General features: G+C 32.5%; 2 protein-coding genes. Both read right to left on the bottom strand.

Features of this window, described 5'->3' with window-relative positions:
• Positions 1 to 993: 993 nt before the first annotated feature.
• On the bottom strand, positions 994 to 2,565 hold the full coding sequence (locus tag T344_RS28815) for an XAC2610-related protein (RefSeq protein ID WP_051572068.1): 1,572 nt from the start codon (positions 2,563 to 2,565) through the stop codon (positions 994 to 996).
• Positions 2,566 to 2,592: 27 nt separating this feature from the next.
• Positions 2,593 to 3,643: phage tail tip lysozyme (locus T344_RS28810; RefSeq protein WP_034862376.1), on the bottom strand; the 1,051-nt coding region annotated here is incomplete at its 5' end.

Genomic DNA, 3,643 nt, shown 5'->3' with positions numbered 1-3,643 from the left:
TCATTTAATCCTCGCTTACCACGTATATTTAACCCACCTGAGGTAGTTATTATTAATATTAAGGGAAGTGGAGCAAAATAATGGTTTAATGGTTCAGAACAACTGCATATTCAAAATTTGCAGCATTTTATTGTTCGTTATCTCCTTAAAAATAGACAGTATGAACAATTTGGAGATAGAGAAATCAATCTATGTAATTCCCAAGTTAAGAAACCTAGAAATAATCAACCTGTATTACCTTTGCATTCTAGAATTATAGAAATTTTTGAAACACATAAAAAATTCTTGAAAGAGAAATATGGAAGTGAGCATATTATAGATGGGCTACACATATCCCCAGAATACCCAGCCTCCAATTACACGAAATAATAATTTCGCGTAATTGGAGGCTGGGTATTCTGAAAAAAGTCTCTTTCTTATTTAGAACAAATTTTGACAACAAATCATTTTTAATAAAAGTAGAGTTATTGAATTAGTGATAAGATCGATTATACTCTCATTTAACAGTCCAATATCAATATACTCTCATTTTCTTTATTATCTTCATTTTTCACAGTATTTTATTTTGTTTATGCTAAGCATTTTCCTAGTAGTTGCACAATGTCTGGTAATTCTGTGGATCAAAAGCAGAGAAAAATAAACCGCAGCAGATACTATTTTTACTGGAGTAGTATAGTTTTTTAATGTCAGCCTGCTGCATCACCTGTCCAGTCCTTGAACACTTCATTCCGGGAGCTACCGTCCTTGACCAGCATTGCTATGAAAGTAATCTCCCCTGTAGATTCAAAACCAACAATTGCGTTTCCTTCCCAATGTCAATTTCTACTACCAATGTTTCAACTTTTGCAAAATCTTTTCATATTGAATGGGTTCTAATAATGCTTATTGCTTTTAAAATGTAAATTATAATATTGTGGTTTCGTTTTAATGATTTTATGTCTACTCGTTGCAAAACAAAAAGAAAAACGGTCATCCGAAGACAACCGCCATTTCTTATAAAATTTCTATTTTTATTCTCTTATCTTCTCTCAAATTTATCAAGCTGCCTTCTATACTATTACTTAAACCCTTAATATCTGTTTCCTTATTTGTTGCCTTGTCTGTAATTTTTATTCCGACATTTGTCATATTGTCTTCAACTGTAAACTCTTGATAAATTTTATATTTATATCCACCACTTTCAAAAGATAGATAATTTAAATCCATTCCTTCATTATCTGCTCCACCCCCACGCAAATAGTATGAATAGGTGAATTTACTCCATGAATCCGCCTTATTCTCAGGAAATTCGAGTTCAATTTTATCCTTTGATCCAAAGCGGTATACAATGAAGGCGGGCTTTGTTTTTGATTGGCATACTGATAAGGTTTTTGCCGAATCAGCTATCTTAAAGCTAAATAGTACATTTTCATTGTCGGTGCATAGATCATCTGTGTATTTTATTTTTGCTATCGTATCAGAATCACTCAAATCATCGCAAGCGTGATATTCCTCTTCTGATACTTTTACCAATGTCTTATTGTCTTTCCAAGCAAGAACCGTTTGATTTCCCGAATCAGCACCACTTCTTTGCCAAGTTACAAGGCAACCCTCATTAACTTCAAAATACGATATATCTGCGTCACATTTTACTTTGACAAAATTATTGACAGATTCATCCCAAATATATAAATTGTACAGACTATTCATGGCTCCGGATTGGTCCAAAACCTGAATATCCGCATAACCATCCAGATTAACATCTATAAACCTAATAACTTCACTAAGCTCTCCCATCCCTGAAGTTATATTTAGTATGTTTTTATCCTTATCATTTTTCAAGGTAAAATTACATCTGCCATCCCCGCCAGAACTCAATTCAGCAGAATATTTTTTACCATTTTTACCTTGTGTCATATCATACTTTACAGTCTCAGTTTCGTAGTCAATAATTTCATGAATACTGGCAGAAAATGAGTTGGCACATTCTACGTTTTGCTTTATTTCTTCATATGCAATATTTTGAAGTGTATTAAAAATATAATATTCTATTGCTCTTAAATTTGAATCAATTAAATATGAGATATTACCAAAGTTTACAATACAATAGAATTTACCACCGCCTGATATAGTTGACAAATACGTTACTCCGGAATCATCGGTTATATTATTATAAATTTTTATATCTTCAAAGCTAGGCATCATATTTATTAAATATGATTTTATACTCTTTTTATCCATTAAGTTTAGATTTTTCATTTCCCTAATAATGATTGTGTCAACTGGACTGTTGTTGTCTGACGGCGATTTATCCTCCTTGTACCTAATTGCATAGGAACTACCATTATATGTTTCTGATACAATATGATAAGTATCTAACTTTACTGATAATTTGCCAATTTCAATTACCTTATGATTTTCATCACTATAGTTTTTAACAACATTAGATGTTCCAACATTTTCAGCAACCGTTGGACTATCTGACGGATCACCTGATTGATCATGTCTTTGCTGTATTGCCGTTTTGCCGCAACCAACCAATGTCAATATGAAAATAACGATAATTCCTAAATAAATCTTTTTCATAAATTAACCGCCTTTTTCAGCGCAATATTATTTACCGTGCATCATAATTTTATATACTTCTCTCGCATATTTTCCCCTTTCTTCCGCCTTTTTTTCAGTATCTGAGGGGATCTCATATTTCTTACATATATTATAACCTGCAAGATATGCCGCATCTTTATTGCTGCTATCATATTTTTTACCATCACCGTAAATCCCTTTGTAACCTGCTGATTTAAGCTCTTTAATCATATACTCAATCTCTGTTTCAAGGCTCTCTTCCTGCGTTGGAAAACCATCTTTTTCAAACTTCTTTGTATTATAGTACTTAATTAAACCTTCTGCTCTATCAAAAGTCCATTGAATCATTCCGGTTCCAAATCCACCACTTGTTTGTTTATCATAATAGCCTAGAAATTTACCATCTTTCCATTTGCCCGCAACTACCGATTGAGCTCCCGTTTTTTTCATATTTTTCAACAATTTATTCAATTTATCTAGTCCTACTTCTGAAATGGTTTTACCACTAAAATCAGAGTAATTCATGTACTTATCCATGTATATTAGATATGCGCCCTTCTTTTTATAATTACCACTATCTTTGTATTTCAAATATCTACCGTCTTTATCTTTATCGTTTGAAAGAAGCTCAAATGATCCATAGTTTGATTTTTCAAATACACCTGGAGAACCTTCATGTTTAATGTTTGATAGAAGTCCTGCTATAAATGCTGGCTCATATCCTTCACTAAGTAATGCTTCAGCGGCTTTTATCATCGCATCCTTTTTATAACCAAAACCTTCGTAACCCCTCAAGTTGCTAATAATACTATCATTAACCGTCCCCTTAGTATCACTACTATTACTAGTCTCCTTACTAGAATCTTCATTTTTCTTATTATTGTCAACACTTGAGTTCCGTTGTTCCTCAGGCTTATCTTTTGATGTATTGCCTTCACTTTTAACCTCAGGATTTAATTTCACATTTGGTGGTAATTTTAGTACCTGTCCTACCTTAATAATTTCATTTTCACTTTTTAGTTTATTTAACTTCACCAGTTCGTCTACGGATACATTATATTTTATAGCAATTCCACCT

The sequence above is a fragment of the Ruminiclostridium cellobioparum DSM 1351 = ATCC 15832 genome (genome assembly GCF_000621505.1).
GTDB classification, from domain to species: Bacteria; Bacillota; Clostridia; order Acetivibrionales; family DSM-1351; genus Ruminiclostridium; species Ruminiclostridium cellobioparum.
The sequence above is the reverse complement of the archived record's forward strand: the minus strand, read 5'-3'. Positions and strand labels throughout refer to the sequence as shown.